Consider the following 24,155-nt stretch of genomic DNA (forward strand, 5'->3'; position numbering starts at 1 on the left):
ATGAACGGTCTCAACACCATCCTGATCGTGGTCGGCCTCTTCCTGATCGGCGGAGTCATCTCCTTCGTCAAGCAGGGGATGCCGAAGAGCCTGATCGTGCTCCTGTCCATCGGCGCCGCCATGTGCCTGGCCGCCGGCATCCTGCGACTGGACGTCTGGTCATGAGCGCATCCGCCAAGAAGGTCGTCGTCTTCGACTACGGGTTCGGCAACGTCCGCTCCGCCGAGCGGGCCCTGGCCCACGTCGGCGCCGACGTGGAGATCACCCGCGACTACGACCGGGCCATGAACGCCGACGGGCTGCTCGTGCCCGGCGTCGGCGCCTTCTCCGCCTGCATGAAGGGCCTGCGCGAGGCCCGCGGCGACTGGATCGTGGGCCGCCGCCTGTCGGGCGGGCGCCCCGTGATGGGCATCTGCGTCGGCATGCAGATCCTCTTCGAGCGCGGCATCGAGCACGGCGTGGAGAGCGAGGGCCTCGACGAGTGGCCCGGCGTGGTCGAGCCGCTGAACGCGCCGATCGTGCCCCACATGGGCTGGAACACGGTGAAGGCCCCCGAGGACAGCGAGCTGTTCGCGGGCCTGGACGCCGAGGCCCGCTTCTACTTCGTGCACTCCTACGCCGTGCGCGACTGGAGCCTGGAAGTCACCAACCCCAAGATCCGTGCGCCCAGGGTCACTTGGGCCACCCACGGCGAGCCGTTCGTCGCCGCGGTGGAGAACGGTGCGCTGTGGGCCACCCAGTTCCACCCCGAGAAGTCCGGCGACGCCGGAGCCCAGCTGCTGACCAACTGGATCGGAACCCTGTGATGGCTGCCAAGCTCGAACTCCTCCCCGCCGTCGACGTCCGCGACGGCCAGGCCGTGCGCCTGGTGCACGGCGAGTCCGGCTCCGAGACCTCCTACGGCTCGCCCCTGGAGGCGGCCCTCGCCTGGCAGCGCTCCGGCGCCGAGTGGCTGCACCTGGTCGACCTCGACGCCGCGTTCGGCACCGGCGACAACCGCGTGCTGATCGCCGAGGTCGCGGGCGCCATGGACATCAAGGTGGAGCTGTCCGGCGGCATCCGCGACGACGCCTCGCTGGCCGCCGCGCTCGCCACCGGCTGCACCCGCGTCAATCTCGGCACCGCCGCCCTGGAGACCCCCGAGTGGGTCGCCAAGGTCATCGCCGAGTTCGGCGACCGGATCGCGGTCGGCCTCGACGTGCGCGGCACCACGCTGCGCGGCCGCGGCTGGACCCGCGACGGCGGCGACCTCTACGAGACCCTGGCGCGCCTGGACGCCGAGGGCTGCGCGCGCTACGTCGTCACCGACATCGCCAAGGACGGCACGCTCCAGGGCCCGAACCTGGAGCTCCTGAAGAACGTCTGCGCCGCGACGGACAAGCCGGTCGTCGCCTCGGGCGGCGTCTCCTCGCTCGACGACCTGCGGGCCATCTCCGAACTGGTCCCGGTCGGCGTCGAGGGTGCGATCGTCGGCAAGGCCCTCTACGCGAAGGCCTTCACGCTGGAAGAGGCACTCAAGGCGGTCTCGGCATGAGCGACGAGATCCGCAAGATCTCCTCCGACGCCCCCTGGGAGGAGCGCTTCGGCTACTCCCGCGCCGTGGAGCTCCCCAACGGCCTCGTCCTGGTGGCCGGTTGCACGTCCGTGGCGGGCGGCCGCATCGACGAGGGCGGCCCGTACGAGCAGGCGGTCGCCGCGTTCGGCGTCGCCGTCAAGGCGCTGGAGTCCCTGGGCCTGGGCCGTGAGGACGTGGTCCGCACCCGTATGTACATCACCCACGCCCGGGACGTGGACGAGGTGGGCCGCGCCCACAAGGAGCTGTTCGACGACGTGCGCCCGGCGGCCTCGATGCTGATCGTGTCCGGCTTCGTCGACCCGAGCCTGGTCGTCGAGGTCGAGGTCGAGGCGTACCGGAGGACTTCGGCATCATGACGCTTGCGGTACGAGTGATCCCCTGCCTGGACGTGGACAACGGCCGGGTCGTCAAGGGCGTCAACTTCCAGAACCTGCGCGACGCGGGCGACCCGGTCGAGATGGCCAAGCTGTACGACGCCGAGGGCGCGGACGAGCTGACGTTCCTCGACATCACGGCGTCCTCGGGCAACCGGGAGACCACCTACGACGTGGTGCGCCGCACCGCCGAGCAGGTCTTCATCCCGCTGACCGTGGGCGGCGGCGTGCGCAGCGCGGACGACGTCGACAAGCTGCTGCGGGCGGGCGCGGACAAGGTGGGCGTGAACACGGCCGCCATCGCCCGCCCCGACCTGATCCGCGAGATCGCGGAGCGCTTCGGCCGCCAGGTGCTCGTCCTCTCGGTCGACGCGCGCCGCACCGAGTCCGGCTCCTTCGAGGTCACCACCCACGGCGGCCGCACGGGCACGGGCATCGACGCGGTCGAATGGGCGCACCGGGCGGCCGAGTTGGGGGCGGGGGAGATCCTGCTCAACTCGATGGACGCGGACGGCACGAAGGACGGCTACGACACGGAGATGATCGCGGCGGTCCGCCGCCACGTCACCGTCCCGGTGATCGCCTCGGGCGGCGCGGGCCGTCTCGACCACTTCCCGCCGGCGATCGAGGCGGGCGCGGACGCGGTCCTGGCCGCCTCGGTCTTCCACTTCGGTGACCTGCGCATCGCGGAGGTCAAGGACACGTTGAGGGCGGCGGGCCACCCGGTCCGCTGAACCCCGCTCCGTCAGGGGCCCGGCACGCGTCGCGCGTACGGGCCCCTTCTCCGTGCCGGATGCGCAGCGGAAGTTGCGCAACTTTTATTGCGCAATTTTTCTTTCCCATCTACGCTCGGTGCCATGGCACCCCAGGGCAACCGCCGGATCACCGACGTCGACACGCTCAAGGCGTTCGGGCACCCCCTGCGCATGAAGCTCTACCGCGCGCTCTACATCGCCCGTACGGCCACCGCGTCCCAGCTGGCCGACCAGGTCGACGAGGCGGTCTCGCTCGTCAGCTACCACCTGCGCAAGCTCGCCGACCACGGCCTCATCGAGGAGGCCGAGGCGCAGGGCAAGGACGGGCGCGAGCGGTGGTGGCGGCCCGCGTCGGACGGGATCACCTACGGCCGGGCGGACTTCCAGGACGCGCCCGAGCGGGTGGCCGTGCACAACGCGGTGACCCGGCTCCTCCTGGACCAGCGCGCCGAACTGCACCGCACCTACCTGGACACCCAGTCCGCCTGGAGCGCCGCGTGGAACGAGGCCGCTTTCAGCGGCGAGTACATGGCCTCGCTCACGGCGGCCGAACTCAAGGAGCTGGAGCAGGAGTTGGGCGCCGTTCTCGGCCGTTTCAAGGAGCGCGGCGAGGCCGCCGAGGCGGCCGGTGACACCGAGGGCCGCGAACACGTGGCGGTCCACCTCAGTGGCTTCCCCTTCCGCGTCTGAGAGGCCCGCCGTGTCCACCACGCTCATACCCGCCGCCCCCGCCCGCCCCGCCCACCGGGACGGCAACGTGCTGCGGTGGCTCGCCGCGTACACCTTCTCGCTCGTCGGCGACAGCGTGTACTACATGGCGCTGGCCTGGGCCGCGGCCCGGTCCGGGAGCCCCGGGCAGGCCGGGCTCGTGCTCGCGGTCGGAGCCGTGCCGCGGGCGCTCCTGATGCTCGGCGGGGGAGTGGTCGCCGACCGGTTCGGGCCGCGCCGGGTCGTCATCGGCAGCGACGCCGCCCGCAGCCTGATCATCCTGGGCATTGCCGCGACCCTGCTCCTGACGGGGCCCGCACTGTGGCTCCTGATCGTGCTGGCGCTGGTCTTCGGGGCCGTGGACGCGGTGCTGCTGCCCGCGATCGGCGCGCTGCCGCCCAGGATCACCGGCCCCGGCGAACTCGCCCGGGTGCAGGGGCTCAAGGGCCTCGCCGCGCGGATCGCCAACATCACCGGGGCGCCGCTCGGCGGGCTCGCCGTGGCGCTCGGGGGGACCGCGGCCACCTTCGCCGTGGCGGGCGCGCTGTTCGCCGTCTCGACCGTCCTGCTGGTGCGCGTCCGCATCGCCCGGCTCCCCGCAGACGACGGGACGGCGAAGGAGCCCCCGCTGCGGGAGCTCACCGACGGGCTCCGCCACATCCGCCGCCACGCGCTGCTCGCCCCGCTGATGCTGGTCATAGCCGTCGGCGAGCTGGGTTTCGCCGCCCCGCTCAACATCGGGCTCACCCTGCTCGCGCGCGAGCGCGGCTGGGGCGCGGCCGGCATGGGATGGATCGTCGCGGCGTTCGGGGCGGGCGCGGGAGCCGCCTCCCTGCTCCTGTCGGTACGCGGCCGGATCCCCCGCGCCGGGCTCGTCCTGCCGGTGTCGCTGCTCGGCGGCGCGACGGCCATCGCGGGGCTCGCGTACGCGCCCTCGGTGGCCCCGGCCGCCGTCGCCGGGGTCTTCATCGGGCTGCTCGCCGGGCTGAGCGGGGCCCTGTGCGGGGCGCTGATCCAGGTCGCGACGGAGCCCGCCTACCTCGGCCGGGTCACCGCGGTCGCCTCGCTGTTCACGATGGGCGTCGCGCCGCTCGGCTATCCGCTCGCGGGCGCCGCCATCGGCGCCTGGGGCACCACGCCGGTGTTCCTGGGCAGCGCGGGGGTGTGCGCGGCGGGGGCGGTCGCCGGACTGCTGTCCGGCCACCTCCGCCGCGCCGAACTTCCCTAGCGGACGGCCGCTAGATCCCGAGCTTCGCCTCCAGCGCCCGCGCCGACGCGTCCTTGTCGCCCTCGATGTCGACCTGGGCCGCGTCCTGGCGGCCGTACGCGAACAGGGTGAGCTCGCCCGGTTCGCCGGTGACCGTCACGACCGGGGTGCCCTTGTGGGCCACCGCCGTCTGGCCGTCCGGGCGGCGCAGCACGATGCCCACCGGGGACTTGCGGCCCATCATCCGGGCCGCCTTCTCCAGCCGGGACCACAGGGCGTCCGCGAACACCGGATCGAGCTCGCGCGGCGTCCAGTCCGGCTGGGCCCGGCGGACGTCCTCGGCGTGCACGTAGAACTCCACCGCGTTGGCGCCCTCGTCGACCTGCTTGAGGTTGTACGGGGAGTACTTCGGCGGGCCGGTGCGGATCAGCTGGATCAGTTCCTCGTACGGCTTCGCGGCGAATTCCGCCTGGACCCGGTCGAGGCGGTTCTTCAGGGCCGGGATCACGATCCCGCCCGCCGCGTCGAGGCGCCGCTCGCGCACCACGACATGGGCCGCGAGTTCGCGGGCCGTCCAGCCCTCGCAGAGGGTCGGTGCCTCGGGGCCCGCCGCCTCCAACAGGTCGGCGAGCAGAAGCCGTTCACGCTTGGCATGGGTCGACATGTCCGCCAGCGTACGGCCGCCCGGGTCGTCCGGACAGTGGACGCACCGCCCGGGAGTCCTCGCGGTCACGGCAGAATGGGGGCATGACCAGCAATCTCGACCCCGCCATCGCCGCCCGCCTCAAGCGCGGCGCGGATGGTCTGGTCCCGGCCATCGCCCAGCAGTACGACACCGGCGAGGTGCTCATGCTCGGGTGGATGGACGACGAGGCCCTGCACCGCACCCTGACCACCGGACGCTGCACGTACTGGTCGCGCAGCCGTCAGGAGTACTGGGTCAAGGGGGACACCTCCGGGCACGTGCAGCACGTGAAGTCGGTCGCCCTGGACTGTGACGCGGACACGGTCCTGGTCAAGGTCGACCAGGTCGGCGCCGCCTGCCACACCGGCGAGCGCACCTGCTTCGACGCCGACGTACTCGACCTCGGGAAGTAGCCGTCATGGACCTGGACACCTTCCGCAAGCTCGCCGTCGACCGCCGGGTCATCCCGGTCCACCGCCGCCTGCTCGCGGACGGCGACACCCCGGTGGGCCTCTACCGCAAGCTCGCCGCCGAGCGGCCCGGCACCTTTCTGCTCGAATCGGCCGAGAACGGCAGGTCCTGGTCGCGGTACTCCTTCGTCGGCGTGCGCTCCGCCGCGACCCTCACCGTCCGCGACGGCGAGGCCCACTGGCTCGGCACGCCGCCGGTCGGTGTCCCCACTTCGGGTGATCCTCTGGCGGCCCTGAAGGCCACCGTCGAGGCCCTGCACACGCCGCGCGACCTGGTCGCCCACATGCCGCCCTTCACCGGCGGCATGGTCGGCTACCTCGGCTACGACATCGTGCGCCGCCTGGAGCGGATCGGCGAGCACGGGGGCGACGACCTGAAGCTGCCCGAGCTGACCATGCTGCTCACCTCCGACCTCGCGGTCCTCGACCACTGGGACGGCTCGGTCCTGCTGATCGCCAACGCGATCAACCACAACGACCTCGACACCGGCGTCGACGAGGCGTACCAGGACGCCGTGGCCCGGCTCGACGCGATGCAGGCCGACCTCGCGAAGCCCGTCGAGTACGCGCCGGTCGCGCTGCCCGAGTCGGAACTGCCCGCGTACACGGCGCTGTGGGGCGGGGCGGCCTACCAGGACGCCGTCGAGGACGTCAAAGAGCGCATCCGGGCCGGCGAGGCCTTCCAGGTGGTGCCCTCGCAGCGCTTCGAAACCCCGTGCCACGCCAGCGCGTTGGACGTCTACCGGGTGCTGCGCGCGACCAACCCGTCGCCGTACATGTACCTGTTCCGCTTCGACGGCTTCGACGTCGTCGGCTCCAGCCCCGAGGCGCTCGTCAAGGTCGAGGACGGGCGGGCGATGCTCCACCCGATCGCCGGGACCCGGCCGCGCGGCGCCACCCCGCAGCGCGACCAGGCGCTTGCCGACGAGCTGCTCGGCGACCCCAAGGAGCGCGCCGAGCACCTCATGCTCGTCGACCTCGGCCGCAACGACCTGGGCCGGGTGTGCGAACCCGGTTCGGTGGAGGTCGTGGACTTCATGTCGATCGAGCGGTACTCGCACGTGATGCACATCGTGTCGACCGTGACCGGCCGGGTCGCCGAGGGACGCACCGCCTTCGACGTCCTGACGGCCTGTTTCCCGGCCGGCACGCTCTCCGGCGCCCCCAAGCCCCGTGCGATGCAGATCATCGAGGAGCTCGAACCCAGCCGCCGCGGGCTCTACGGGGGCTGTGTCGGCTACCTCGACTTCGCCGGGGACTCCGACACCGCCATCGCGATCCGCACCGCGCTGCTGCGGGACGGCACGGCGTACGTGCAGGCCGGAGCCGGCGTGGTCGCCGACTCCGACCCGGCGGCCGAGGACGCCGAGTGCCGCAACAAGGCGGCCGCCGTCCTGCGCGCCGTCAACACCGCCAACCGGCTCAGCCGGTGAACGCGGCGGTCCCGTTCGGGGTGCCGAGCCCCGACGGGCCGTCGTAGCCGCTGCTTCCCTGGCACAGGTAGGCCGGGGAGCAGCTGCCGTTGGAGCCGCTCGTCACGTCGTTGAGCGAACCGGTGTGGGCGTACGGGAACGAGGCCGGCGTGGAGCCCGAGGACGGGGCGCCCGCCAGCGCGTACACCGCGGCGATCAGGGGCGAGGAGGCGCTGGTGCCGCCGAACACCTCCCAGCCGGTGTCCTGGCCGTAGGTGTCGTAGACCGCGACCCCGGTCTGCGGGTCGGCGACCGCAGAGACGTCGGCGACGGTCCGCTTCGCGCAGCCGGTGTCCTTCTGCCAGCTCGGTTTGGCGTCGTAGCCGGAGCAGCCGGAGCCGGCGCCGCTCCACACGCTGTCGGTCCAACCGCGGCTGTTGGAGGCGGTGTTGAGCGAGGTGCCGCCGACGGCGGTGACGTAGCGGGAGGCCGCCGGGTACTCCACGCCGTACCCGCCGTCACCGGAGCTCACGGTGATGGCGACGCCCGGGTGGTTGAAGTACGTGGTGTCGTAGGAGGAGTCGGAGGACGACTCGCCGCCGCCGTAGCTGTTGGAGACGTACTTCGCGCCGAGGGACACCGCGGTGTTCACGGCGGTGCCGAGGTTGGTCATGGACGACGTGGAGGCCTCGACCAGCAGGATCTTGCAGTTGGGGCAGGCCGCGCTGACCATGTCGAGGTCGAGGGATATCTCCTCGGCCCAGCCGGCGTTGGCGCGCGGCAGCTTGGAGGTGCCGCTCTGGCCGACCTTCCGGAAGCAGCCGTTGGCCGTGGTGCAGGCCGCGAGCCCGTACTGGGCGCGGTAGGTCGCGAGGTCGGACTCGGCGTTGGGATCGTCGTAGGCGTCGACGATGGCCACGGTCCGGCCCGAACCGGCCGTAGCCGACGGCAGTTTGTAGGCGGCCTGGAGCGAGGCGGGGCCGTAGCCGGAGGGCGCGGCGGCGGTCAGCGCGCGCTCGGCGTCGGCGGACGCGACCTTGCCGCCGGTCACCTTGAGCGCCTTGCACGCCATGTCGTCCACGCGCGTGGGGGCCGCGCAGGAGCGGGCGGTGGTGACGTGCGCCGGGGACGACGGGGTGGCCGCCTGGGCGAGGGGAGCCGCCAGGGCGAGCGCCGTCGCGGCCAGGATCGCGGTCGGGGCGGTGGGGGAGAGGGATCTGCGCAACGTACTGCCTCCGTGTGGTGGGTGAACCAGGAGTCGTGGGGGGTGCGCGGTGCGGGCCGTACCGCGTGGTGTGCGGCACGGACCGGCGGTGAACCTAGGGGTGATGCGGGCATGCCAACAAGACACCGGCCGGAATCTCTATCGCCGCTTTGCCTTCGAGACCCGTTGGGGGAGGGTTCACGGGCGGTTCGGGGACAGGCGATGGCCGTTCGATTGCCCGCTCTTGGTTCCCCGTGGGCCGCCGCCGTGGCAAGGACGCGGGCCCCGGGTGAGGCTCCGGGCCGCGCGCAGGCGATAGTGGAGTACGTGAGTGCCGCATCCGTACCCCAGCCCCGTGCCGAAGCAGCCGCGCCGTCCGCCCGCGGCGGCGGCCGCCGCAGCCTGGCCGCCGCAGTGCTCGCCGGCGCCGTCGGCGCCGCCGTCGTCCTGATGGCCTCCGGGCAGACCTGGGCGCGCGGCAACGCGGCCGTCGGCGGCGGCGCGCTGCCGCTGAAGGCCTCCGGCGGCGACATCACCGGCGTCCCCTCCGCCCTCGCGATCGTCGGCCTGGCCGCCCTGGTGGCCGTCTTCGCCGTGCGCGGCGCGGGCCGCGTCCTGGTCGCCGTGCTGCTCACGCTCAGCGGTGCCGGGGCCGCCGTGACCGCCTGGCTCGGCGTCGGCGACAGCGCGGCCCTGGACGAGAAGGCGGCCAAGGCCAGCGGCGACGCCGCCGCCACGGTCGGCGCCCTCACCCACACCGGCTGGCCCTACGTCGCCGTCGCGGGCGGCGTGCTGCTCCTGCTCGCCGGGCTCCTCGCGCTCCGCTTCGGCGCGGCGTGGCCCGCGATGGGCGGCCGCTACGAGCGCGACGGCACCCCCCGCCCGCGCAAGGCGCGCACCGCGCCCGACCCGGAGCGCCCCGAGGAACTCTGGAAGGCGCTGGACCGCGGCGAGGACCCGACGCGCGAGAGCTGACCCCCGCACTCGGGCATCGCCCGCGGTGCGGGACAATGGCAACGAGCGTCGGGTTCGGCGACAGCGCCAGAGCCACGACAGCGCCGACCACCAGCGCCGACCACGACGACGACAACACGGAAACACCTACGAGGAGCAACCCCCATGGCGAAGAGCGGCCACGGCCACACCCCGGCAGCCTGGACCGGTGTCATCATTGCCTTCATCGGATTCTGCGTGACCTGCGTCTTCATAGTGGCCGCCAACCCGGTGGGCTTCTGGGCCGGCATCGCGCTCCTCGGCATCGCCGCCGTCGTCGGCGGCGTCATGAAGATGGCCGGCCTCGGCACCCCCAAGGACACGCCCGAGATCGCCCGCATGCGCGAGGACGCCGCCGCCAAGGTGCGCGCCCGTCTCGAGGCCCAGGCCGGCTGAGTCCGACCGCCACCGCGCGAGGCGCAGCCCCGAGGGGCTGCGCCTTTCCATGTGAACGGGGACAATCACCCAGTGGACGCAGCCCAGCCGAACCCCGCCCAGGCCCGCCCGGCGGACACCCCGGCCCGCAGGCTCCTCGTGCCGCTGGGCACGCTCGGCGCGGTGGCCTCGGCCTTCGCGTACGTGGGCCTGGTCGACCCGAACCAGCCGGGCCACTACCCCATCTGCCCGCTCTTCCGGCTCACCGGCGTGTACTGCCCGGGCTGCGGCGGGCTGCGCAGCGCGCACGACTTCATCACCGGGCACTTCGCGGCGGCCGTGCACTCCAACGCGCTGGCCGTCATCGGCTACCTGCTCTTCGCCGTCGGCTGGGTCCTGTGGGCCGTCCGCTCGGCCCGGGGGCTGCCCCTGCGCTTCGCGCCGAGCGACCGCCAGTGGTGGCTGATCGGATCGGTCGTGGTGGTGTTCTCGGTGGTCCGGAACCTGCCGTTCGGCTCCGCGCTCGCGCCCTGACGCAGTCGGCGAATCCGCAGGTGACGTCCCAATTGCTGGGACGCCGGTCAACCGGATGCGACCCGTTCGCCCCGGTGCGGATACCATCGTCATGGCTGATCGTGACCGCTCGTGCGCGTCACCCTCGTCCTGACCGACATCACCGTCCCGGAAGGGGGCCGCTCGCGTGAGTGTGCTCGACGAGATCATCGAAGGCGTCCGCGCCGACCTCGCAGAGCGGCAGGCGCGTGTCAGCCTCGACGAGCTCAAGGAGCGCGCCGCCAAGGCGCCCGCGGCCCGTGACGGCGTCGCGGCCCTGCGTGGCGACGGCGTGAAGGTCATCTGCGAGGTCAAGCGCTCCAGCCCCTCCAAGGGCGCGCTCGCCGCCATCGCGGACCCGGCAGCGCTCGCCGCCGACTACGAGGCGGGCGGCGCGTCCGTCATCTCCGTCCTGACCGAGCAGCGCCGCTTCGGCGGCTCCCTCGCCGACCTGGAGGCCGTCCGCGCCAAGGTCGACATCCCGGTCCTGCGCAAGGACTTCATCGTAACGGCCTACCAGCTGTGGGAGGCCCGCGCGCACGGCGCCGACCTCGCGCTGCTCATCGTGGCCGCCCTGGACCAGCCGGCCCTGGTGTCGCTGATCGAGCGCGCCGAGTCGATCGGGCTGACCCCGCTGGTCGAGGTGCACGACGAGGACGAGGTCGAGCGGGCCGTCGACGCGGGCGCCAGGATCATCGGCGTCAACGCGCGCAATCTGAAGGACCTCAAGGTCGACCGGACCACCTTCGAGCGGGTCGCCCCGGAGATCCCGAACCACATCGTCAAGATCGCCGAGTCCGGTGTCCGCGGCCCGCACGACCTCATCGCGTACGCCAACGCGGGCGCCGACGCCGTGCTGGTCGGCGAGTCCCTGGTCACCGGCAAGGACCCGCGCGCGGCCGTCGCCGACCTGGTCGCCGCGGGCGCCCACCCGGCCCTGCGCCACGGGCGGAGCTGACCCGTGTCCCTCGCCGTCCGCCTCGCACCCGGTTGCCGCCCCCGCGGCTGCCGCGCTCCGGCGCGCCGGGTGCACGGACGGCGCGTGCGGTACGTGATCGGCTCGGAGCCGGGCCAGGTCAACGGCATGCGATGGCGACGCGGCTGAGCTGAGCGCCCCCTCAGGGGCGCGGGGAAGTGCGCGACCGGCCGATACGCGGGCGGACGCACGACCACGCGCACCCGCCGCGGCGTTCCGCCCACCCGTGCCCATCAGCCGACCCAGGACCCGGGGCCGCGACGCCCCGCGAGGTATCCGCATGTCCCACGAGAACGAGTTCTTCGTACCCGACCCACAGGGTCAAGTCCCCAGCCCCCAGGGCTACTTCGGCGCGTATGGCGGCAAGTTCATCCCCGAGGCGCTGGTCGCCGCGGTCGACGAGGTGGCCGTCGAGTACGACAAGGCCAAGCACGACCCCGCCTTCGCGGCCGAGCTCAACGACCTCATGGTCAACTACACCGGCCGCCCCAGCGCGCTGACCGAGGTGCCCCGGTTCGCCGAGCACGCGGGCGGCGCCCGGGTCTTCCTCAAGCGCGAGGACCTGAACCACACCGGCTCGCACAAGATCAACAACGTGCTCGGCCAGGCGCTGCTCACCAAGCGCATGGGCAAGACCCGGGTCATCGCGGAGACGGGAGCGGGCCAGCACGGCGTCGCCACCGCCACCGCCTGCGCCCTGTTCGGTCTCGAGTGCACCATCTACATGGGCGAGATCGACACCCAGCGCCAGGCGCTCAACGTCGCCCGGATGCGCATGCTGGGCGCCGAGGTCGTGCCGGTCGCCTCCGGCAGCCGCACCCTCAAGGACGCCATCAACGAGGCGTTCCGCGACTGGGTCGCCAACGTCGACCGCACCCACTACCTGTTCGGCACGGTCGCGGGACCGCACCCCTTCCCCGCGATGGTGCGCGACTTCCACCGCGTGATCGGCGTCGAGGCCCGTCGCCAGCTCCTGGAGCGCGCCGGACGCCTGCCCGACGCGGCGGTGGCCTGCGTGGGCGGCGGCTCCAACGCGATCGGCCTGTTCCACGCCTTCATCCCGGACGCCTCCGTACGCCTCATCGGCTGCGAGCCGGCCGGCCACGGCGTGGAGACCGGCGAGCACGCGGCCACCCTGACCGCGGGCGAGCCCGGCATCCTGCACGGCTCGCGGTCCTACGTCCTCCAGGACGAGGAGGGCCAGATCACCGAGCCCTACTCGATCTCGGCGGGCCTGGACTACCCGGGCATCGGCCCCGAGCACTCCTACCTCAAGGACATCGGCCGCGGCGAGTACCGCGCGGTCACCGACGACGCGGCGATGCAGGCCCTGCGGCTGCTCTCGCGCACCGAGGGCATCATCCCGGCGATCGAGTCGGCGCACGCGCTCGCGGGCGCGCTCGACGTGGGCAAGGAGCTCGGCAAGGACGGTCTGATCGTGATCAACCTGTCCGGCCGCGGCGACAAGGACATGGACACCGCCGCGCGCTACTTCGGCCTGTACGGCACCGACGCCGAGGTGGCCGCCGACGCCGCGGGCCTCGCCGAGATCGAGGGAGACGCGAAGTGAGCGGGAACGTAAGGCTGCTCGACGACACCCTCGCCCGGGCGAAGGCGGAGAACCGGGCCGCGCTCATCGCCTATCTGCCGGCCGGCTTCCCGACCGTCGACGGCGGCATCGAGGCGGTCAAGGCGGTCTTCGACGGCGGCGCCGACGTGGTCGAGGTCGGCCTCCCGCACAGCGACCCGGTCCTGGACGGCCCCGTCATCCAGACCGCCGACGACATCGCCCTCAAGGGCGGTGTGAAGATCGCCGACGTGCTGCGCACGGTCCGCGAGGCCCACGCCGCCACCGGCAAGCCGGTCCTGGTCATGACGTACTGGAACCCGGTCGACCGCTACGGCGTCGAGCGCTTCACCGCCGAGCTCGCCGAGGCGGGCGGCGCGGGCTGCATCCTGCCCGACCTGCCGGTCGAGGAGGCGGGCCTGTGGCGCGAGCACGCCGAGAAGCACGGCCTCGGCACGGTCTTCGTGGTCGCCCCGAGCAGTCGGGACGAGCGCCTCGCCACCATCACGGCGGCCGGTTCCGGCTTCGTGTACGCGGCCTCCCTGATGGGCGTCACGGGCACCCGCGCGTCGGTCGGCGCCTCGGCCGAGGACCTGGTGCGCCGCACCCGGGCCACCACCGAACTCCCGGTCTGCGTGGGCCTCGGCGTCTCGAACGCGGTCCAGGCCAAGGAGGTCGCGTCCTTCGCGGACGGCGTGATCGTGGGCTCGGCCTTCGTCAAGCTCATGCTGGACGCGCCCGACCACGCGGCGGGCCTCACCGCCGTACGGGAACTGGCGGCCGAGCTCGCCGAGGGCGTTCGCCGGGTGTCGTAGCGCGCTCGTCGCACACCTCATCCTTACGGGTGGAAGTGGGACCGGGGAGGCACGGGCGTGCCTCCCCGGTTCGTTGCTGCGGGTGTGAGTGACAACCGTGAAGCGAAGCGGGCCGCGCGAGACCGGCTCATCAAAGAACGCGAGCAGCAGAAGGCGGGCGAGCGCCGCCGACGGCAGCTGATCGTGGCCGGGGCCGTGGTCTGCGTGCTCGGCCTGGCCGCCGTGATCGGTGTGATCGCCGCCAACACGGGCGGCGGCGACGGCGCCAAGAGCGCGAGCACCAGCGGCCCGGTGGTGGCGCCCACCGGCGCCGACGACAAGGACAACCTGGCCATCCCGGTCGGCGCCGCCGACGCCCCCTCCACGCTCACGGTGTGGGAGGACTTCCGCTGCCCGGCCTGCGCGGCGTTCGAGAACGGCTTCAGGTCCACCATTCACGAGCTGGAGAACAGCGGCCAGATCCGCGTCCAGTACCACCTGGCCACCCTCATCGACGACAAGACCCGCGGCAGGGGCTCGCTCCACGCGGCCAACGCGGCGGGCTGCGCCCAGGACGCGGGGAAGTTCTCCGCGTACCACGACGTCCTCTACACCAACCAGCCCGACGAGACGGACGACGCGTACGCCGACAACAACAAGCTGCTCGATCTGGCCAAGAAGGTCCCGGGCCTGGACACGCCGGCCTTCCGCTCCTGCGTCGAGAACGGCACGCACAGCAGCTGGGTCGTGAAGTCCAACGAGGCGTTCCAGGCGGGCAAGTTCAACGGCACGCCGACCGTGCAGCTCAACGGCGAATCGATCTTCCCGACCAAGGGCAGCGAGCAGATCAGCCCGGCCAACCTGAAGAAGTGGGTGGCCGCGGCCAACAAGGGCAAGCCGGCCGGGAAGGCGACCCCGGCCTCCTGAGCCGCCGGGGCTCTCGTTACTCATAAGTTGCCGGGCGGGTTGCCGCCGCGCCCGCCCGGCACGGTAGCGTCGACCCTGCCATGGAACTTGCCTACATCCCCAGCCCGTCGACCGGCGTGATCCACCTCGGACCGATCCCGCTGCGCGGCTACGCCTTCTGCATCATCATCGGTGTCTTCGTCGCCGTCTGGTACGGCAACAAGCGGTGGATCGCCCGCGGCGGCCGCTCGGGCACCGTCGCCGACATCGCCGTCTGGGCGGTGCCCTTCGGACTCGTGGGCGGCCGGCTCTACCACGTCATCACCGACTACCAGCTGTACTTCAGCGACGGTGAGGACTGGGTCGGCGCCTTCAAGATCTGGGAGGGCGGCCTCGGCATCTGGGGCGCGGTCGCGCTCGGCGCGGTCGGCGCCTGGATCGGCTGCCGCCGCCGCGGCATCCCGCTGCCCGCCTGGGCCGACGCGCTGGCCCCCGGCCTCGCCTTCGCCCAGGCGATCGGCCGCTGGGGCAACTGGTTCAACCAGGAGCTGTACGGCCGCCCCACCGACGTGCCCTGGGCCCTGAAGATCAGCGAGGGCCCGAACCGGATCGCGGGCACCTACCACCCGACCTTCCTGTACGAGTCGCTGTGGTGCGTCGGCGTCGGCTTCCTGGTCATCTGGGCCGACCGCCGCTTCAAGCTGGGCCACGGCCGGGCGTTCGCGGTGTACGTCGCCGCGTACTGCGCGGGCCGGTTCTGGATCGAGGCCATGCGGGTCGACGAGGCCCACCACTTCCTGGGCGTGCGCCTCAACGACTGGACGGCCGGCGTCATCTTCGTGCTCGCGATCGCGTACATCGTGATCTCGACGAAGCTGCGGCCCGGCCGCGAGGAGATCGTCGAGCCCGGCGCCCAGGACGACGCGCCGTCCTCCGCGCAGGCCGGCGAGGTCTCCCTGGAGAAGAAGCCCGGCGAGGACGCCGAGCCCACCGATGAGCCGACCGACGAGCCGAGGGCGGAGTCGGTGTCCTCGGAGCCGGAGCCGAAGAAGGCCTGAGCGGAGGGGCCGCGCACTGAGCCCCTCCGGTGTCCGAGGAGCGGGCCCGGGGTACTGGGCGGCACCACCCGTTCCGGCCCGCCCCTGACATCGGCCCGCCCCCGCCCGGAGGGCCTACGCGTCGATCTCCGTGCGGTACGGCATCGAGGTCGCGGCCCCCGGTCGCTGCACCGACAGCGCGGCCGCGGTGGACGCCCAGGTGAGTGCGTCGGTCATCGTGCGGCCCTCGGCCAGCGCCACGGCGAGCGCGCCCACGAAGGTGTCACCGGCGCCGGTGGTGTCCACGGCGGTGACCGGCGGGGCGAGCACCGCCACCGGCTCCCGCTGCGACCTGGCCGCGTACAGACAGCCCCGGGCGCCCAGCGTGATCACGACCTCGGGGACGTGGGCGAGGAGCGCCCGCGCGGCCCGTTCCGGGTCGCCGGAGATGCCCGTGAGGGTGGCCGCCTCGTGCTCGTTGGGCACCAACAGGTCGGTGACGGCGAGGAGTTCGGCGGGCAGCGGCCGGGCGGGCGAGGGCGTCAGGATCGTCCGGACGCCGTTGCGCCGGGCGGTCTCGGCTCCCGCCACGACCGCGCTCATCGGCAGTTCCAGCTGGAGCAGCAGCGACCGGGCCTCGGCGATCACCGCCCGGTCCGCGTGGCTGAGCGAGGTGACCGAGCCGTTGGCGCCGGGGATGACGACGATCGCGTTGGCGCCGTCGCGGTCGACCACGATGTGGGCGGTGCCCGATGCGCCCTCGGTGGTGCGCAGCAGGTCGACGTCGACGCCGGAGTGTTCGAGCGCGGCACGCAGCCGGTCGCCGAACTCGTCCGTGCCGACCGCGCCGATGATCGACACCTCCGCTCCGGCGCGGGCGGCGGCGATGGCCTGGTTGGCGCCCTTGCCGCCGGGGACGGTGCGGAACTCGTGGCCGGTGACGGTCTCGCCGCTGCGGGGCGCGGTGGTGACGTACGCGACGAGGTCCATGTTGGTGCTGCCGAGCACGGTGATGCGGGTCATGCCGGGATTGTCCACCCTGGGCGGCCGGTTCCGTGGGTCCGGGGGGTCCGGCGCGTTCCGCGAGGGCCGCGCGAAGGGGATTCCGCGGGCCCTCTGACCACCTCAGCAAGGCCTTGCTTACTGAGCCCAACCTCACTAAGTAAGGCCTTACTTGCTGGCGCGGCCCTTACATCGCGCGTATTTTCGACGGTGTTGAGGGGGCGCGGGACGCGAACGGTGCCCGCGGCTGAAAGCAAGGGGATAGCTGTGTCCATCATCGATACCGAAGCGACGCTGCACGAGGCGCACCGCGACAACCACACCCACCGCGACGTCAACGGTGGCTGGCTGCGCCCGGCGGTGTTCGGCGCGATGGACGGACTGGTCTCCAACCTCGCCCTGATGACCGGTGTCGCGGGTGGCGCGGTGGCGCACCAGACCATCGTCATCACCGGCCTCGCCGGCCTCGCGGCGGGCGCCTTCTCGATGGCGGCGGGCGAGTACACCTCGGTCGCCTCGCAGCGTGAGCTCGTCGAGGCCGAACTCGACATCGAGCGGCGGGAGTTGCGCAAGCACCCGGCCGACGAGGAGCGCGAGCTCGCCGAGCTGTACGTGTCGCGCGGAGTCGAGCCGGGGCTCGCCCGCGAGGTCGCCCGGCAGCTGTCGCGCGACCCCGAGCAGGCGCTGGAGATCCACGCCCGCGAGGAGCTCGGCATCGACCCCTCCGACCTGCCCTCGCCCGCCGTGGCCGCGGTGTCCTCCTTCGCCTCCTTCGCGCTCGGCGCGCTGCTGCCCCTGCTGCCGTACCTGCTCGGCGCGACCGCGCTGTGGCCCGCGGTGCTGCTCGCGCTGATCGGCCTGTTCGGCTGCGGCGCGGTGGTCGCCAAGGTGACGGCCCGCTCGTGGTGGTTCAGCGGCCTGCGCCAGCTGGCGCTCGGCGGTCTGGCCGCCGCCCTGACCTTCGGGCTCGGCTCCTTCTTCGGGACCGCCATCGGCTGACCGGGGCGTACGCGAGTCCTCACACGGGGCGGTGCCGTTCGGCGCCGCCCCGTGTGACGTACGTCCTGCGCGCTTGACGGCCACGCGCCGTAGAATGGCGGAGTATGCAAGCGGCCACATAAATAATCGTTACTCGGCGGTTTCGGATCTTTTACCGCCGGGCATAGGCCGTACACACCCGAGAACCGCACTCCCGTGCGTCCCCCTGGGCAATGAAGCCCCTGGTCGGGTGTCCGCATGTTGGAATGCGCTATCCGGTTCCCGAGATTCACTCCATCATGTAACCTGCACGAAATTTCGCAGAGGGCCAACGTCGTCCCTCGGCACGCTCCCCTGAATCTCGACCGCGATCGAGCCCGGGGAGGCCACATTCGCCAAGACGACGACGGGAGAGCCGATGCGTTCCGACGCCTGGTCGCCCATGGACGGTCGCCCCGCCCAGCAGGGGATGTACGACCCCCGTAACGAGCACGACGCCTGCGGTGTCGGGTTCGTGGCCACCCTCACCGGTGTTGCCAGCCATGAGCTGGTCGAGCAGGCCCTGACCGTACTGCGCAATCTGGAACACCGCGGTGCCACCGGCTCCGAGCCGGACTCCGGCGACGGCGCCGGCATCCTGTTCCAGGTGCCGGGCGCGTTCCTGCGCGAGGTCACGGACTTCGAGCTGCCCGAGGCGGGCTCGTACGCCGTCGGTATCGCCTTCCTGCCCCTGGAGGACACCAGCGAGGCCGTCTCGAAGATCGAGACGATCGCCGGTGAGGAGGGGCTCACCGTGCTGGGCTGGCGCGAGGTCCCCGTCACCCCCGAACTGCTCGGCAACGGCGCCCGCGCCACCATGCCCGCCTTCCGCCAGCTGTTCGTCGCCGACGGCGACTCGGCCGGGATCGCGCTGGACCGCAAGGCCTTCGTGCTGCGCAAGCGCGCCGAGCGGGAGGCCGGTGTCTACTTCCCGTCGCTCTCCGCCCGGACCATCGTCTACAAGGGCATGCTGACCACCGGCCAGCTGGAGCCGTTCTTCCCGGACCTCTCCGACCGCCGCTGCGCCACCGCCGTCGCCCTCGTGCACTCGCGGTTCTCCACGAACACCTTCCCGAGCTGGCCGCTGGCCCACCCGTACCGCTTCGTCGCGCACAACGGCGAGATCAACACGGTCAAGGGCAACCGCAACTGGATGGTGGCCCGCGAGTCCCAGCTCGCGTCGAACCTCTTCAACTCCGGCGCCGGGAAGCTCGACCGCATCTTCCCCGTCTGCACGCCGGACGCCTCCGACTCCGCCTCCTTCGACGAGGTGCTCGAACTCCTCCACCTCGGCGGGCGTTCGCTGCCCCACTCGGTCCTGATGATGGTCCCCGAGGCGTGGGAGAACCACGAGTCGATGGACCCGGCACGCCGCGCCTTCTACCAGTTCCACTCCACGATGATGGAGCCCTGGGACGGCCCGGCCTGCATCACCTTCACCGACGGCACCCAGGTCGGCGCCGTCCTCGACCGCAACGGTCTGCGCCCGGGCCGGTACTGGGTCACCGACGACGGCCTCGTGGTCCTGTCCTCCGAGGTCGGCGTGCTCGACATCGACCCGGCGAAGGTCGTCCGCAAGGGCCGCCTGCAGCCCGGCAGGATGTTCCTCGTCGACACCGCCGAGCACCGCATCATCGAGGACGACGAGATCAAGGCGTCCCTTGCCGCCGAGAACCCGTACAAGGAGTGGCTGGAAGCCGGCGAGATCGAGCTGGAGGACCTGCCCGAGCGTGAGCACATCGTGCACACCCACGCCTCGGTCACCCGCCGCCAGCAGACCTTCGGCTACACCGAGGAAGAGCTCCGCGTCATCCTCGCGCCGATGGCCCGCACCGCCGGAGAGCCGCTCGGCTCCATGGGCACGGACTCGCCGATCGCCGCGCTCTCCGAGCGCCCCCGGCTGCTCTTCGACTACTTCACCCAGCTGTTCGCGCAGGTCACCAACCCGCCGCTGGACGCGATCCGCGAAGAGCTGGTGACCAGCCTGCGCTCCACGCTCGGCCCGCAGGGCAACCTCCTGGAGCCGACCGCCGCCTCGTGCCGCAGCGTCACGCTGCCCTTCCCGGTCATCGACAACGACGAGCTGGCGAAGCTGATCCACATCAACGCCGACGGCGACATGCCCGGCATGAAGGCCGCCACGCTCTCCGGTCTCTACCGCGTCTCCGGCGGCGGCGACGCGCTCGCCGCCCGCATCGAGGCCATCTGCCAGGAGACCGACGCCGCGATCGAGGGCGGCGCCCGCCTGATCGTGCTCTCCGACCGGCACTCCGACGCCGAGCACGCGCCGATCCCCTCGCTGCTGCTCACCGCCGCCGTCCACCACCACCTCATCCGCACGAAGCAGCGCACCCAGGTGGGGCTGCTCGTCGAGGCCGGTGACGTCCGCGAGGTGCACCATGTCGCCCTGCTCATCGGGTACGGCGCCGCGGCGGTCAACCCGTACCTCGCGATGGAGTCCGTCGAGGACCTGGTCCGGGCCGGCACCTTCATCGAGGGCCTGGAGCCCGAGCAGGCCATCCGCAACCTGATCTACGCGCTCGGCAAGGGCGTCCTCAAGGTCATGTCCAAGATGGGCATCTCCACGGTCGCCTCCTACCGGGGCGCCCAGGTCTTCGAGGCCGTCGGTCTCGACGAGGCCTTCGTGCAGAAGTACTTCATCGGCACCGCCACCAAGATCGGCGGCGCCGGTCTCGACGTCGTCGCCAAGGAGGTCGCCGCCCGCCACGCCAAGGCGTACCCCGCCTCCGGCGTCCCCTCCGCGCACCGCGCGCTGGAGATCGGCGGCGAGTACCAGTGGCGCCGCGAGGGCGAGCCGCACCTGTTCGACCCGGAGACGGTCTTCCGCCTCCAGCACGCCACCCGCACCAAGCGCTACGACATCTTCAAGAAGTACACCGACCGCGTGAACGAGCAGTCCGAGCGGCTCATGACGCTGCGCGGCCTCTTCGGCTTCAACTCCGACCGCCCGTCGATCCCCCTCGACGAGGTCGAGCCGGTCTCCGAGATCGTCAAGCGCTTCTCGACCGGCGCCATGTCGTACGGCTCCATCTCGCGCGAGGCGCACGAGACGCTCGCCATCGCCATGAACCAACTGGGCGGCAAGTCCAACACCGGTGAGGGCGGCGAGGACGCGGACCGCCTCTACGACCCGGCGCGCCGCTCGTCCATCAAGCAGGTCGCCTCCGGCCGCTTCGGTGTCACCAGCGAGTACCTGGTCAACGCGGACGACATCCAGATCAAGATGGCGCAGGGCGCCAAGCCCGGCGAGGGCGGCCAGCTGCCCGGCCACAAGGTCTACCCGTGGGTCGCCAAGACGCGTCACTCGACGCCGGGCGTCGGCCTCATCTCGCCGCCGCCGCACCACGACATCTACTCCATCGAGGATCTGGCCCAGCTGATCCACGACCTCAAGAACGCCAACCCGGCCGCGCGCATCCACGTGAAGCTCGTGTCCGAGGTCGGCGTCGGGACGGTCGCCGCCGGTGTCTCCAAGGCACACGCGGACGTCGTCCTCATCTCCGGCCACGACGGCGGAACCGGCGCCTCCCCGCTGACCTCGCTCAAGCACGCGGGCGGCCCCTGGGAGCTCGGCCTCGCCGAGACCCAGCAGACCCTGCTGCTCAACGGCCTGCGCGACCGCATCGTGGTGCAGACCGACGGCCAGCTCAAGACCGGCCGCGACGTGATCATCGCCGCGCTGCTCGGCGCCGAGGAGTTCGGTTTCGCGACCGCGCCGCTCGTCGTCTCCGGCTGCGTCATGATGCGCGTCTGCCACCTGGACACCTGCCCGGTCGGCATCGCCACCCAGAACCCGGTCCTGCGCGACCGCTTCTCCGGCAAGCCCGAATTCGTGGTGAACTTCTTCGAGTTCATCGCCGAAGAGGTCCGCGAGATCCTGGCCGAGCTCGGCTTCCGTACGATCGAGGAGGCCGTCGGTCACGCCGAACTCCTCGACACCGACCGGGCCGTGACGCACTGGAAGGCCCAGGGCCTCGACCTGGAGCCGCTGTTCTACGTGCCCGAGCTGCCCGAGGGCGCCGTGCGCCACGCGGCGGTCGAGCAGGACCACGGCCTGGAGAAGGCGCTGGACAACGAGCTCATCAAGCTCGCCGCCGACGCCCTGGAGGCCGAGTCCGCGGAGGCCGCGCAGCCGGTCCGCGCGCAGATCGCGATCCGGAACATCAACCGGACCGTGGGCACCATGCTCGGCCACGAGGTGACGAAGAAGTTCGGTGGCGCGGGCCTGCCCGACGACACCATCGACATCACCTTCACCGGCTCGGCGGGCCAGTCCTTCGGCGCCTTCGTGCCGCGCGGCGTGACCCTGCGCCTGGAGGGCGACGCCAACGACTACGTCGGCAAGGGCCTCTCCGGCGGCCGCGTCATCGTCCGCCCGGACCGGGGCGCCGAGCACCTCGCCGAGTACTCGACGATCGCGGGCAACACCATCGCGTACGGCGCGACCGGCGGCGAGCTGTTCCTGCGCGGCCGCACCGGCGAGCGCTTCTGCGTCCGCAACTCGGGCGCGACCGTCGTCTCGGAGGGCGTGGGCGACCACGGCTGCGAGTACATGACCGGCGGCCACGCGGTCGTCCTCGGCGAGACCGGGCGCAACTTCGCGGCCGGCATGTCCGGCGGCATCGCCTACGTCATCGACCTCGACCGGGACAACGTCAACTCCGGGAACCTGAACGCCATCGAGGGCCTGAGCGACACGGACGAGCAGTGGCTGCACGACGTCGTGCGCCGCCACTTCGAGGAGACCGGCTCGACGGTCGCCGAGAAGCTGCTCGCCGACTGGTCCGTGAACGTGGGCCGCTTCAGCAAGATCATCCCGACCACGTACAAGGCCGTGCTCGCCGCCAAGGACGCCGCTGAGCTCGCCGGTCTCTCCGAGCAGGAGACCACCGAGAAGATGATGGAGGCGGCGACCAATGGCTGACCCCAAGGGCTTCCTGACCACCGGGCGCGAGGTCGCCAAGACCCGCCCGGTGGGCGAGCGCGTCAAGGACTGGAACGAGGTCTACGTTCCCGGTTCGCTGCTGCCGATCATCAGCAAGCAGGCCGGGCGCTGCATGGACTGCGGCATCCCGTTCTGCCACAACGGCTGTCCGCTGGGGAACCTCATCCCCGAGTGGAACGACTACGCCTACCGCGAGGACTGGCAGGCCGCCTCCGAGCGCCTGCACGCCACCAACAACTTCCCGGAGTTCACCGGGCGGCTGTGCCCGGCGCCCTGCGAGTCGGCGTGCGTGCTCGGCATCAACCAGCCCGCCGTCACCATCAAGAACGTCGAAGTCTCGATCATCGACAAGGCGTGGGACACGGGCGACGTCAAGCCGCAGGCGCCCGAGCGGCTGTCCGGCAAGACCGTCGCGGTCATCGGCTCGGGCCCCGCGGGCCTGGCCGCCGCCCAGCAGCTGACCCGGGCCGGCCACACGGTCGCCGTGTACGAGCGCGCCGACCGCATCGGCGGCCTGCTGCGCTACGGCATCCCCGAGTTCAAGATGGAGAAGGTGCACATCAACCGCCGCATCGAGCAGATGCGCGCGGAGGGCACCAAGTTCCGCACCGAGGTCGAGATCGGCCGCGACATCGACGCCGCGAAGCTGCGCAAGCGCTACGACGCCGTCGTCATCGCCGCCGGTGCCACGGTCTCCCGCGACCTGCCGGTCCCGGGCCGCGAGCTGAACGGCATCCACTTCGCGATGGAGTACCTGCCGCTCGCGAACAAGGTCCAGGAGGGCGACTTCGTGGCCCCGCCCATCACGGCCGAGGGCAAGCACGTGGTCGTGATCGGCGGCGGCGACACCGGCGCGGACTGCGTGGGCACCGCCCACCGCCAGGGCGCGGCCTCCGTCACCCAGCTGGAGATCATGCCGCGGCCGGGCGACGAGCGGAACCCGGGCCAGCCCTGGCCGACGTTCCCCATGCTCTACAAGGTGACCTCCGCGCACGAGGAGGGCGGCGAGCGCGTCTACTCGGTCTCGACCACCCACTTCGAGGGCGACGAGGACGGGAACGTGCAGTCCCTGCACCTGACCGAGGTCGAGTTCGTGGACGGCAAGCTCACCCCGAAGCCGGGCACCGAGCGGAGCATCCCCGCCCAGCTGGTCACCCTCGCCATGGGCTTCACCGGCACCGACCAGGCCAACGGCCTGGTGGCCCAGTTCGGCCTGGAGCTCGACGAGCGCGGCAACGTCGCGCGCGACGCGGACTTCGCGACCAACGTCGACGGCGTGTTCGTCGCCGGTGACGCGGGCCGCGGCCAGTCCCTGATCGTCTGGGCGATCGCCGAGGGCCGTTCGGCGGCCCGTGGCGTCGACCGCTATCTGACCGGTGCGAGCGACCTGCCCGCCCCGATCCGCCCCACGGACCGCGCCCTGACGGTCTGACCCCTCATCGTCCCGCACAACGACGTGCGGAACTGACCGGCGCCCGCCCCACTGTCCCCGACCGGACGACTGGGCGGGCGCCGCGGCGTGTCCGGGCGGGCCGATGCCGCCGCCGCGATGTATTGACTAATAGTCAATAACGCTCCA

Annotated in this window: 24 protein-coding genes; 21 read left to right on the forward strand and 3 right to left on the reverse strand. The window is 72.1% G+C overall.

Going from position 1 to position 24,155, the window contains the following annotated elements:
- From AC07F3_RS27725 to AC07F3_RS27755, 7 genes are all read left to right on the forward strand, one after another.
- The gene (locus AC07F3_RS27725) at positions 1-165 is read left to right on the forward strand and encodes a hypothetical protein (RefSeq protein WP_189389242.1); all 165 of its coding nucleotides are present in this window, start codon (positions 1-3) and stop codon (positions 163-165) included.
- Positions 162-806 (forward strand): imidazole glycerol phosphate synthase subunit HisH, encoded by a 645-nt coding sequence (gene hisH / locus AC07F3_RS27730; protein ID WP_479117148.1) that lies wholly within the window; start codon positions 162-164, stop codon positions 804-806. The genes AC07F3_RS27725 and hisH overlap by 4 nt, the downstream gene beginning before the upstream one ends.
- Positions 806-1,534 (forward strand): bifunctional 1-(5-phosphoribosyl)-5-((5-phosphoribosylamino)methylideneamino)imidazole-4-carboxamide isomerase/phosphoribosylanthranilate isomerase PriA, encoded by a 729-nt coding sequence (gene priA, locus AC07F3_RS27735; RefSeq protein ID WP_479117149.1) that lies wholly within the window; start codon positions 806-808, stop codon positions 1,532-1,534. Before hisH ends, priA begins: the two co-directional genes overlap by 1 nt.
- Positions 1,531-1,932, forward strand: a complete 402-nt coding sequence (locus tag AC07F3_RS27740) for a RidA family protein (RefSeq protein WP_479117150.1) — start codon at positions 1,531-1,533, stop codon at positions 1,930-1,932. Before priA ends, AC07F3_RS27740 begins: the two co-directional genes overlap by 4 nt.
- Positions 1,929-2,684 (forward strand): imidazole glycerol phosphate synthase subunit HisF, encoded by a 756-nt coding sequence (gene hisF, locus AC07F3_RS27745; RefSeq protein WP_388975579.1) that lies wholly within the window; start codon positions 1,929-1,931, stop codon positions 2,682-2,684. The genes AC07F3_RS27740 and hisF overlap by 4 nt, the downstream gene beginning before the upstream one ends.
- Before the next feature lie 123 nt (positions 2,685-2,807).
- Positions 2,808-3,395 carry an ArsR/SmtB family transcription factor gene (locus AC07F3_RS27750; RefSeq protein ID WP_479117151.1) on the forward strand — a complete coding sequence of 196 codons (588 nt, stop codon included), beginning with the start codon at positions 2,808-2,810 and terminating at the stop codon, positions 3,393-3,395.
- A 10-nt stretch (positions 3,396-3,405) separates the two neighbouring features.
- Positions 3,406-4,641, forward strand: coding sequence for an MFS transporter (locus tag AC07F3_RS27755; RefSeq protein ID WP_479117152.1), 1,236 nt, complete (start codon positions 3,406-3,408; stop codon positions 4,639-4,641).
- A gap of 10 nt (positions 4,642-4,651) precedes the next feature.
- On the opposite strand, the gene AC07F3_RS27760 is transcribed toward AC07F3_RS27755, so the two are convergent.
- Positions 4,652-5,284, reverse strand: coding sequence for a TIGR03085 family metal-binding protein (locus AC07F3_RS27760; RefSeq protein WP_479117153.1), 633 nt, complete (start codon positions 5,282-5,284; stop codon positions 4,652-4,654).
- 83 nt (positions 5,285-5,367) lie between these two features.
- On the opposite strand from AC07F3_RS27760, the gene hisI reads away from it, so the two are divergent.
- Both hisI and AC07F3_RS27770 read left to right on the forward strand, forming a co-directional pair.
- Positions 5,368-5,718, forward strand: coding sequence for a phosphoribosyl-AMP cyclohydrolase (hisI, locus tag AC07F3_RS27765; RefSeq protein ID WP_114035761.1), 351 nt, complete (start codon positions 5,368-5,370; stop codon positions 5,716-5,718).
- Positions 5,719-5,723: 5 nt separating this feature from the next.
- Positions 5,724-7,208, forward strand: coding sequence for an anthranilate synthase component I (locus AC07F3_RS27770; protein WP_479117154.1), 1,485 nt, complete (start codon positions 5,724-5,726; stop codon positions 7,206-7,208).
- On the opposite strand, the gene AC07F3_RS27775 is transcribed toward AC07F3_RS27770, so the two are convergent.
- Positions 7,198-8,412: a S53 family peptidase gene (locus AC07F3_RS27775; protein ID WP_479117155.1), complete on the reverse strand. Its 1,215-nt coding sequence runs from the start codon at positions 8,410-8,412 to the stop codon at positions 7,198-7,200. The two genes, AC07F3_RS27770 and AC07F3_RS27775, sit on opposite strands and share 11 nt — an antisense overlap.
- A 297-nt stretch (positions 8,413-8,709) precedes the next feature.
- On the opposite strand from AC07F3_RS27775, the gene AC07F3_RS27780 reads away from it, so the two are divergent.
- The 9 genes from AC07F3_RS27780 to lgt all read left to right on the forward strand — a co-directional run bounded on the left by AC07F3_RS27780 (position 8,710) and on the right by lgt (position 15,612).
- On the forward strand, positions 8,710-9,366 hold the full coding sequence (locus tag AC07F3_RS27780; protein WP_479117156.1) for a TIGR02234 family membrane protein: 657 nt from the start codon (positions 8,710-8,712) through the stop codon (positions 9,364-9,366).
- Between the two features lie 144 nt (positions 9,367-9,510).
- Positions 9,511-9,780 carry an HGxxPAAW family protein gene (locus AC07F3_RS27785; RefSeq protein WP_344380344.1) on the forward strand — a complete coding sequence of 90 codons (270 nt, stop codon included), beginning with the start codon at positions 9,511-9,513 and terminating at the stop codon, positions 9,778-9,780.
- Between the two features lie 72 nt (positions 9,781-9,852).
- Positions 9,853-10,293, forward strand: coding sequence for a DUF2752 domain-containing protein (locus tag AC07F3_RS27790; RefSeq protein ID WP_479117157.1), 441 nt, complete (start codon positions 9,853-9,855; stop codon positions 10,291-10,293).
- A 166-nt stretch (positions 10,294-10,459) separates the two neighbouring features.
- On the forward strand, positions 10,460-11,269 hold the full coding sequence (gene trpC / locus AC07F3_RS27795) for an indole-3-glycerol phosphate synthase TrpC (protein ID WP_479117158.1): 810 nt from the start codon (positions 10,460-10,462) through the stop codon (positions 11,267-11,269).
- A 69-nt stretch (positions 11,270-11,338) separates the two neighbouring features.
- A complete protein-coding gene (gene trpM, locus AC07F3_RS27800; protein WP_479117374.1) occupies positions 11,339-11,416 on the forward strand; it encodes a tryptophan biosynthesis modulator TrpM in 78 nt (25 codons plus the stop codon).
- 151 nt (positions 11,417-11,567) lie between these two features.
- Positions 11,568-12,857 (forward strand): tryptophan synthase subunit beta, encoded by a 1,290-nt coding sequence (trpB, locus tag AC07F3_RS27805; RefSeq protein WP_479117159.1) that lies wholly within the window; start codon positions 11,568-11,570, stop codon positions 12,855-12,857.
- Positions 12,854-13,669 (forward strand): tryptophan synthase subunit alpha, encoded by an 816-nt coding sequence (gene trpA, locus AC07F3_RS27810; protein ID WP_479117160.1) that lies wholly within the window; start codon positions 12,854-12,856, stop codon positions 13,667-13,669. The genes trpB and trpA overlap by 4 nt, the downstream gene beginning before the upstream one ends.
- Positions 13,670-13,753: 84 nt before the next feature.
- Positions 13,754-14,575 (forward strand): DsbA family protein, encoded by an 822-nt coding sequence (locus AC07F3_RS27815; protein ID WP_479117161.1) that lies wholly within the window; start codon positions 13,754-13,756, stop codon positions 14,573-14,575.
- Positions 14,576-14,655: 80 nt separating this feature from the next.
- Entirely contained in the window at positions 14,656-15,612 is a 957-nt protein-coding gene (lgt, locus tag AC07F3_RS27820) for a prolipoprotein diacylglyceryl transferase (protein ID WP_479117162.1), read from the forward strand.
- Positions 15,613-15,726: 114 nt separating this feature from the next.
- On the opposite strand, the gene rbsK is transcribed toward lgt, so the two are convergent.
- Entirely contained in the window at positions 15,727-16,614 is an 888-nt protein-coding gene (gene rbsK / locus AC07F3_RS27825; RefSeq protein ID WP_479117163.1) for a ribokinase, read from the reverse strand.
- Positions 16,615-16,860: 246 nt separating this feature from the next.
- On the opposite strand from rbsK, the gene AC07F3_RS27830 reads away from it, so the two are divergent.
- The 3 genes from AC07F3_RS27830 to AC07F3_RS27840 all read left to right on the forward strand — a co-directional run bounded on the left by AC07F3_RS27830 (position 16,861) and on the right by AC07F3_RS27840 (position 24,008).
- Positions 16,861-17,592: a VIT1/CCC1 transporter family protein gene (locus tag AC07F3_RS27830; protein WP_479117164.1), complete on the forward strand. Its 732-nt coding sequence runs from the start codon at positions 16,861-16,863 to the stop codon at positions 17,590-17,592.
- Positions 17,593-17,989: 397 nt separating this feature from the next.
- Positions 17,990-22,555: a glutamate synthase large subunit gene (gltB, locus tag AC07F3_RS27835; RefSeq protein ID WP_479117165.1), complete on the forward strand. Its 4,566-nt coding sequence runs from the start codon at positions 17,990-17,992 to the stop codon at positions 22,553-22,555.
- Entirely contained in the window at positions 22,548-24,008 is a 1,461-nt protein-coding gene (locus AC07F3_RS27840; protein WP_479117166.1) for a glutamate synthase subunit beta, read from the forward strand. The genes gltB and AC07F3_RS27840 overlap by 8 nt, the downstream gene beginning before the upstream one ends.
- The last annotated feature ends 147 nt before the right edge of the window (positions 24,009-24,155 follow it).

Source organism: Streptomyces sp. NPDC045846 (assembly GCF_056431605.1).

Excerpts from the sequence above, each read along its gene's own strand:
- AC07F3_RS27725 (WP_189389242.1), top strand. The coding sequence starts at position 1 with ATGAACGGTCTCAACACCATCCTGATCGTGGTCGGCCTCTTCCTGATC.
- hisH (WP_479117148.1), top strand. The coding sequence starts at position 162 with ATGAGCGCATCCGCCAAGAAGGTCGTCGTCTTCGACTACGGGTTCGGC.
- priA (WP_479117149.1), top strand. The coding sequence starts at position 806 with ATGGCTGCCAAGCTCGAACTCCTCCCCGCCGTCGACGTCCGCGACGGC.
- AC07F3_RS27740 (WP_479117150.1), top strand. The coding sequence starts at position 1,531 with ATGAGCGACGAGATCCGCAAGATCTCCTCCGACGCCCCCTGGGAGGAG.
- hisF (WP_388975579.1), top strand. The coding sequence starts at position 1,929 with ATGACGCTTGCGGTACGAGTGATCCCCTGCCTGGACGTGGACAACGGC.
- AC07F3_RS27750 (WP_479117151.1), top strand. The coding sequence starts at position 2,808 with ATGGCACCCCAGGGCAACCGCCGGATCACCGACGTCGACACGCTCAAG.
- AC07F3_RS27760 (WP_479117153.1), bottom strand. The coding sequence starts at position 5,284 with ATGTCGACCCATGCCAAGCGTGAACGGCTTCTGCTCGCCGACCTGTTG.
- hisI (WP_114035761.1), top strand. The coding sequence starts at position 5,368 with ATGACCAGCAATCTCGACCCCGCCATCGCCGCCCGCCTCAAGCGCGGC.
- AC07F3_RS27770 (WP_479117154.1), top strand. The coding sequence starts at position 5,724 with ATGGACCTGGACACCTTCCGCAAGCTCGCCGTCGACCGCCGGGTCATC.
- AC07F3_RS27785 (WP_344380344.1), top strand. The coding sequence starts at position 9,511 with ATGGCGAAGAGCGGCCACGGCCACACCCCGGCAGCCTGGACCGGTGTC.
- trpB (WP_479117159.1), top strand. The coding sequence starts at position 11,568 with ATGTCCCACGAGAACGAGTTCTTCGTACCCGACCCACAGGGTCAAGTC.
- lgt (WP_479117162.1), top strand. The coding sequence starts at position 14,656 with ATGGAACTTGCCTACATCCCCAGCCCGTCGACCGGCGTGATCCACCTC.
- rbsK (WP_479117163.1), bottom strand. The coding sequence starts at position 16,614 with ATGACCCGCATCACCGTGCTCGGCAGCACCAACATGGACCTCGTCGCG.
- gltB (WP_479117165.1), top strand. The coding sequence starts at position 17,990 with ATGCGTTCCGACGCCTGGTCGCCCATGGACGGTCGCCCCGCCCAGCAG.
- AC07F3_RS27840 (WP_479117166.1), top strand. The coding sequence starts at position 22,548 with ATGGCTGACCCCAAGGGCTTCCTGACCACCGGGCGCGAGGTCGCCAAG.